This is a genomic window from Rhizorhapis sp. SPR117, assembly GCF_021742065.1.
In genome coordinates this window covers 1-6946 of record NZ_JAKKIE010000105.1, presented here as the reverse complement: position 1 = coordinate 6946, position 6946 = coordinate 1, and the positions used below count along the sequence as shown (strand labels likewise).

Genomic DNA, 6946 nt, shown 5'->3' with positions numbered 1-6946 from the left:
CCGGTACACTTTTACTCCGAAATGAACGGACCCCAAAAGACCCGTCAGTGGTACATTTTTACTCCGCCGTTTATACCAGCCTTACTGCCGAACATCTCGTAGAGCGTCTGCAAAGAGCCGCCGGCGCGGCGAACGATATCGTTGATGCTGATATCTTCGAGGATACGGTCGGAGATGAGTTCGGCGGCGGCATCGATGAACGCATCGCGGCGGTACTGGCGACATTCATCACAGAGTGGCATCAGGTCACCTCAACCCACCGCCCAGCGCGCGGTAAAGCTCGACGGCATTGGTTTCGCGGATCAGGCGCGTGGCGAGCAGGCTCTGCTCGGCGCTATATAGCGAACGCTGAGAATCGAGCGTCGTCAGGAACGGGTCTATTCCCGAACGGAATCGCGCTTCCGAAAGCCGGTATGCGCCGGCGGCCGCGGTGCGCAGCGATGTCTGAGCCTCGAGCTGGGCATCGATCGTTCCGCGACGTGCGAGCGCGTCGGCGGCTTCCCGGAAACCGGTCTGGACGGCTCGTTCATAGGAAGCCAGCATCGCGCTGCGCGTCGCCTGGGCATACCGCAGATTGCCCTTGTTCCGCCCGAAATCGAAGATGGGAAGCGTCGCCGATGGCGCGACCGACCAATAGTCGCTGCCCTTGCCGAACAGGTTCGACAGGCCCGAGCTGATCGTGCCGAAGGCCGCCGTCAGCGAGATGCTCGGAAAGAAGGCGGCTCGCGCCGCGCCGATATCGGCATTGGCGGCGCGCAGCTGGTGCTCGGCAGCCGCTATGTCTGGGCGCTTGAGCAGCACGTCCGATGAGAGTCCTGCCGGCAAGCTTGGGATCGTCGCTCCATCGGTGCTCAGCCCGTCGGGCAGAAGCTCTTCACCGAGAATGGATCCCGCCAGAAGGTTGAGGGCATTGCGGTCCTGCTCGACGAGCGTGGTGGCTTCAGCGATATCGGACCGGGCCTGGTCGAAGCTTGTCTGCGCCTGATGGACATCGAGCCCCGAGGAAATGCCTTTCGCGAAGCGCGCCTTGGTCAGGTCCAGCGTCTCGCCGAAGGCCTGCCGGGTGTCGCGGGCTATCCGCAGCCGTTCCTGGTCGGCCGCCAGCGTCAGCCAAGCGGTTGCGACCTCGGCGATGAGCGCGGTTTGGGCCGCGTTGCGATTCTCGACCGAAGCGAAATATTGCTCGAGCGCGGCCTTGTTGAGGTTCCGGATCCGCCCGAAGAGGTCGATCTCCCAAGCCGATGTTCCGATATTCGCAGAATAGATGTCGGACCGGCCGCTGGCCGACGGTGCCGTTCCCGACGTCGAGACGCCTGCGGGCAGCTTCTGGAAGGTGGCGCCGCCATTGACATCGAGCGTCGGGAACAGGTCGGCGCGCTGCACCCGGTAGAGCGCGCGTGCCTGCTCGACATTGGCGAGGGCCACCCGGAGATCGCGGTTATTGACGAGCGCGAGCTCGATGACGCGTCGGAGCCTGGGCTCGGTGAAGAAGTCCCGCCAGGCCATTTCGGCCGGGTTCGCCGCGTTCGGGGTCACCACGGTATTTTCGCCGGGCAGGGCTGATGGCACGGGCAGCGCAGGCCGGACATATTTGGGAGCCATGTCGCAGGCTGACAAGCCGAGGACGGCTGCGGCGGCGAGGGAAAGCGAGCGCTTGTGCACCTCAAGCCTCCCGCGGATCATGGCCGCCGCGCAGGCTGGCACCGGGAGATTGTTCCTCGTTGCGTGTAGTATCCTGGCGGAACAGCCTTTTCACGACAACGAAGAACATCGGCACGAAGAAGATTGCAAGCACCGTCGCGGAGAGCATGCCGCCGGCCACGGCCCAACCGATCGCGTTTTGCCCGCCGGCACCAGCGCCGGACGCGACGGCCAGCGGCAACACGCCGAACGTGAAGGCGAAGGATGTCATCAGGATCGGCCGCAGCCGAAGCCGCGCCGCCTGCATGGCCGCTTCGGCAGCGCTTGCGCCCTGTCCCATTCGTTCTTCGGCGAACTCGACGATCAGGATCGCGTTCTTGGCCGAAACACCGACGGTGGTAATGAGGCCGACCTGAAAATAGATATCGTTGTTGAGGCCCGCGAAAGTCGCGGCGAGCACCGCACCGATCACGCCGAGCGGCACGACCAGCAGGACCGCGAAGGGCACCGACCAGCTTTCATAGAGCGCCGCCAGGCACAGAAACACGATCAGCAGCGAAAGCGCATAGAGCGCCGGCGCCTGTCCGCCCGACAACTGCTCCTCGTAGGACAGGCCGGTCCATTCGAACCCGATGCCCTTGGGCAGCTTGGCAACAAGCTCCTCCATGCGCTTGATCGCTGCGCCCGAACTGTGCCCGCGGGCAGGCGAGCCCATGATTTCCATGGCGGGGACACCATTGTAACGTTCGAGCCGCGCCGGACCATATTGCCAGCTGGTGTCGGCGAAGGCCGAGAAAGGCGCCATGCTGCCCGTCGCGCCACGGACATAGAGATCCCCGATCTCGTCCGGCGTCCGGCGGAAATGGGAATCGGCCTGTACATAAACGCGCTTGACGCGGCCCCGATCGATGAAATCGTTGACATAGGAACCGCCCAGGGCAGTGCTGATCGTGTCGTTGATATCGGCCTGCTCGAGTCCGAAGGCACCTGCGCGAGCCTGATCGACGTTCAGTTTGAGTTGGGGCGTGTCGTCGAGGCCGTTATGTCGGACCTGCACCAGCAGCTTGTCGCCTGCCGCCAGGTCCAGCAATCTGTCCTTCGCGGCAACGAGCCTGTCGTGGCCGAGGTTACCGACATCCTTGAGCTGGAGATCAAAACCGTTCGACCGGCCGAGTTCGCTCGCCGCCGGTGGGATGAAGGCGAGAGCCTTGCCCGCGCGAAGCGTCTTGAGCGCCTCGTTCGCCCGCTCGGCCACGGCGGAGGCGGAATTTTCTCGTCCCTTGCGCTCACTCCACGGTTTCAGGCGGATAAAATTGACTCCGACATTCTGGCCCTGGCCGACGAATCCGAAACCGGACAGACCGAAGAGTCCCTCCACATTGTTTTTCTCTTGTTTGAGGAAATGGTTCTGCACCCGCGCCATCGTGCGCACGGTCTCCTCCATCGTCGTGCCGGTGGGCAGCATAACTTGGGCATAGATCATGCCCTGGTCCTCCTCAGGAAGGAAACCTGTCGGCAGGCGCAGGAATAGGATGGCCATTCCAATGGTGATCAGCAGATAGACGCCAAGCGAGCGGCCCCAGCGCCGTTCGACCCTGCGCACGCTATTGGCGTAGCGATCCACGCCGCGATCAAAGATGCGGTTGAACCAGCCAAAGAAGCCGGTTTCGTGGTGCGGAGTCTCCCTGGCGGGCTTCAGGATCGTCGCGCAGAGCGCTGGCGTCAGTATCAAGGCGACTAGTACTGAGAGGACCATCGAGGACACGATCGTGATCGAGAATTGTCGGTAGATAACCCCCGTCGAGCCGCCGAAGAATGCCATCGGCAGGAACACGGCGGAGAGGACGGCACCGATGCCGATCAGCGCGCCGCTGATCTCGTCCATCGACTTGCGCGCCGCTTCCTTTGGCGAAAGCCCTTCCTCCTGGATCAGGCGCTCGACATTCTCCACAACGACGATGGCGTCGTCGACGAGCAGACCGATCGCCAGCACCATGCCGAACAAGGTGAGGGTGTTGATGGTGAAGCCTGCCGCGTAAAGGACGGCGAACGAGCCGAGCAGTACGACCGGAACCGCAATCGTCGGAATGAGTGTTGCCCGCCAGTTCTGCAGGAACAGCAGCATGACCAGGAACACGAGTACGACCGCCTCGACGAGCGTATGGATCACCTGCTCGAGGGAGAGGCGGACGAACGGCGTCGTGTCGAGCGGATAGGCGACGCGAATGTCGGGCGGGAACTGTTCGGAAAGCTCGGCGACCTTGGCCTTCACGGCATCCACGGTGTCGAGCGCGTTGGCGCCCGGTGCCAGCGAGATGCGGAAGCCGGCCGCGGGTTTGCCGTTATAGCGCGAGTCGAAACTGTAATTCTCGGATCCGAGCTCCACTCGTGCGACGTCCGACAGGCGTACCGTCGAGCCGTCAGGATTTGTCCGCAGCAGAATCCGGCGGAACTCGTCGGCAGTGCGCAGCCGCGACTGTGCCGTAACCGTGGCATTGAGCGCTTGGCCGGGATCGGCGGGAAGGCTGCCCACCTGACCCGCCGAAACCTGGGCGTTCTGTGCCTCGATCGCTTTCTTCACGTCGCCGATCGTGAGTTTGAGATTGGCGAGCTTGAACGGGTCGACCCAAATGCGCATCGCATATTGCGCCCCCAGAACCTGTGTCTCGCCGACGCCCGTGATCCGGCTTAGCGGATCTTGCAACTGCGACGCCACGAAATCGCCGACGTCAACCTGATGGTGGCTGCCGTCTTCCGAATAGACGGCCAATATCAGCAGATAGTTTCTGGACGCCTTGGCTACGCGAACGCCCTGTCGCTGGACTTCCTGCGGCAGCAGCGGCATCGCCTGCTGCAGCTTGTTCTGCACCTGTACCTGGGCGACATCGGGGTCGGTTCCCTGTTCGAAGGTCAGCGAAATTGAGAGATTACCGGCGGAATCGCTGGTCGATGAAAAATAGCGCAGGTTATCGAGCCCCTTGAGCTGCTGTTCGATGACCTGGGTGGTCGTGTTCTCCAGCGTCTGCGCATCGGCTCCCGGGTAGAGCGTAGAGATGGAAACCGCAGGCGGCGCGATGTTGGGAAACTGGGCAACCGACAGCGAACGGATCGCGAGAGCGCCCGCCAGCATCAGGATAATGGCGATGACCCAGGCGAAGATCGGCCGGTCGATGAAATAGCGCGACATGGGTTATGGAGTCCCTGCGGCGTTGGACGTGCGCTCACGGGTTATCTGCTTCGGCTTCATCGGCCGGACCGTGGCTCCGGGCTTCGCGTCCAGGAGCCCCTCGACGATGAGCCTGTCGCCTGCCCGGAGGCCTTTGGTCACAATCCAACGATCGCCGATGGCCCGATCGGTTGTGACGACACGCTGCTTGACCTTGTTCTGTCCATCGACCACGAGCGCGGTCGCGCGCCCGCGCGGATCATGGGTAATGCCCTGCTGCGGCGCCAGAATGGCTTCGCGCCGCACACCGTCGATCAGCCGAGCCCGGACATACATGCCCGGGAGAAGAACGCCGTCGGGGTTGGGAAAGGTGGCGCGGAGCGTCACCGCGCCGGTTGTGGAATCGACGTTCACCTCCGAGAATTCGAGGCGCCCCTCGATCGGATAGGTCTTCCCATTGGGAAGGACGAGCTTGACTCGGGCCCTGCCCCCCTCACGGGCCAACCCGCCAGCGCGCATCTCGTCGCGCAGATCGAGGATCTCGGCGGCCGATTGGGTGACATCGACGTAAACCTTGTCGGTCCGCTGGATTGTCGCCAGCGGTTCGGCCTGTCCGGCCTGCACGAGCGCTCCGGGCGTGAATCTTGAGCGACCTATGCGCCCCGAGATCGGCGCCCGAATGCGCGTGAAGCCGAGGTTGACTTCAGCCGCCTCGACGGCCGCCCGCTGCGCTGTGACATCGGCGCGGGCCTGCCCCGCGGTGGCTTCGGCATTGTCGACATCCTGGCGGCTCACCGCATTGATCCCGACGAGGTCGCGATAGCGTTCCGCCTGCAGCCGTGTCGCGTTGATGGCGGCCTGCGCCCGGGCAAGCGCGCCGCGGGCGCTGCCGAGCGCGGCGCGATAGGGCGCATCCTCGATCTGGTAGAGGACCTGTCCCGTCCGGACGATTGTGCCCTCTTCGAACAGCCGCCGACGGATCACGCCGCTGATCTGTGGCCGGACCTCCGACGTCTCGAGCGCCACGATGCGGCCGGGCAACTCGCTGGTGAGAATCGCCGATTCGCTTTTGAGCGTCACGACGCCGACTTCGGGCTGCGGCGCCTTCGTTTCCTCGGAGGCGCCGCAGCCCGCGAGCCAAAGAACACAGAGGATCAAGGAGAATTTGGCCGTTCCGGGCAAGGGCATCGATTAGTCCTGCATCGCAATGTCCGGAGTGAGCGCTCATTCCGTTGTTACGACGCAATAAGTTGCCTAGCATGAATTGGCAACCGAATATATCTTAACGAAACTCCGCTTCAGGGCGATCGCATTTCAGGTGAAGGTGAGTAGCTGGGTGAGATAGTCGTTGTTCCATGCGGCCCGGTTGAATTTGACCCGTAGCGATCCCTTGGAGGGATCCTTGCGCATGATGTTGAGGGCCATGTGGCGCAAGATGGCGAGGTTCTGGGGGGCGTTGTCCATGCGGGATCGCGCCTGGTCCTCGTTCATCACGACATCGAGACACCAATGCAGTCTGTTTTCCACGCCCCAATGGGCGCGGACGACCTCGGCAAAGCGCTCGACCGAGAGGCTGGTGCTCAGCAGATAATAGGCCGTCTCGTGGGTGGTCTTCCCGTCGGTTTCGCGGGTCGGGCTCACTTTGCCGATGGCCTCCAGGCCGGGCCATTGATGCCGTTCCTGCAGCCAGGCGATGTCGTCGGAGATGGCCGCGACGCGGGTTTCGATCCCCTGGTTCCCTTTGAGCGCCAGCGCATAATCGCCACCCTGATCCACGATCTGCCGGGCGATGTCGCGCTGGCAATTGAGCGCGTCGACGGTGACGATGGTACCTTTCAGCGAGAGCATCTCGAGCAGCTTGGGCACGGCGGTAATCTCGTTCGACTTCTCGTCGGTGGCGATCTGCGCGAGAACCAGTCGCTGATGGCATCCCCAGGCGCTCACCATATGCAGCGCCGATTTGCCGCTGGCCCGATCGAACGATCGGCGCGAAACCTTGCCGTCGATCGCGATGACGCCTTGGCACGCGGCGGTGAACTCCGCCATGAACCGCCGGAAGCACGAACTGAATGACAGACCGGCTGATGCCGGTAGGTTCATGGGTTGTGGCTGAAGCCTGTGCTGTGGGTATGGCGGTCG

4 protein-coding genes and 1 pseudogene are annotated in these 6946 nt (G+C 63.2%); all 5 read right to left on the bottom strand.

Translation table 11 applies throughout. The features are described 5' to 3' along the window. Positions 1 to 44: 44 nt before the first annotated feature. Positions 45 to 242 (bottom strand): TetR/AcrR family transcriptional regulator, encoded by a 198-nt coding sequence (locus tag L3X40_RS20365; RefSeq protein WP_237367217.1) that lies wholly within the window; start codon positions 240 to 242, stop codon positions 45 to 47. A gap of 4 nt (positions 243 to 246) precedes the next feature. Beyond that, positions 247 to 1662, bottom strand: coding sequence for an efflux transporter outer membrane subunit (locus L3X40_RS20360; RefSeq protein ID WP_445177225.1), 1416 nt, complete (start codon positions 1660 to 1662; stop codon positions 247 to 249). Between the two features lies 1 nt (position 1663). Beyond that, positions 1664 to 4828 (bottom strand): efflux RND transporter permease subunit, encoded by a 3165-nt coding sequence (locus L3X40_RS20355; protein ID WP_237367216.1) that lies wholly within the window; start codon positions 4826 to 4828, stop codon positions 1664 to 1666. A 3-nt stretch (positions 4829 to 4831) separates the two neighbouring features. Next, positions 4832 to 5995, bottom strand: a complete 1164-nt coding sequence (locus L3X40_RS20350; protein ID WP_237367215.1) for an efflux RND transporter periplasmic adaptor subunit — start codon at positions 5993 to 5995, stop codon at positions 4832 to 4834. A gap of 126 nt (positions 5996 to 6121) precedes the next feature. Beyond that, a pseudogene (locus L3X40_RS20345) lies at positions 6122 to 6877 on the bottom strand (ISAs1 family transposase); the annotation flags it as partial. Between the last annotated feature and the right edge of the window lie 69 nt (positions 6878 to 6946).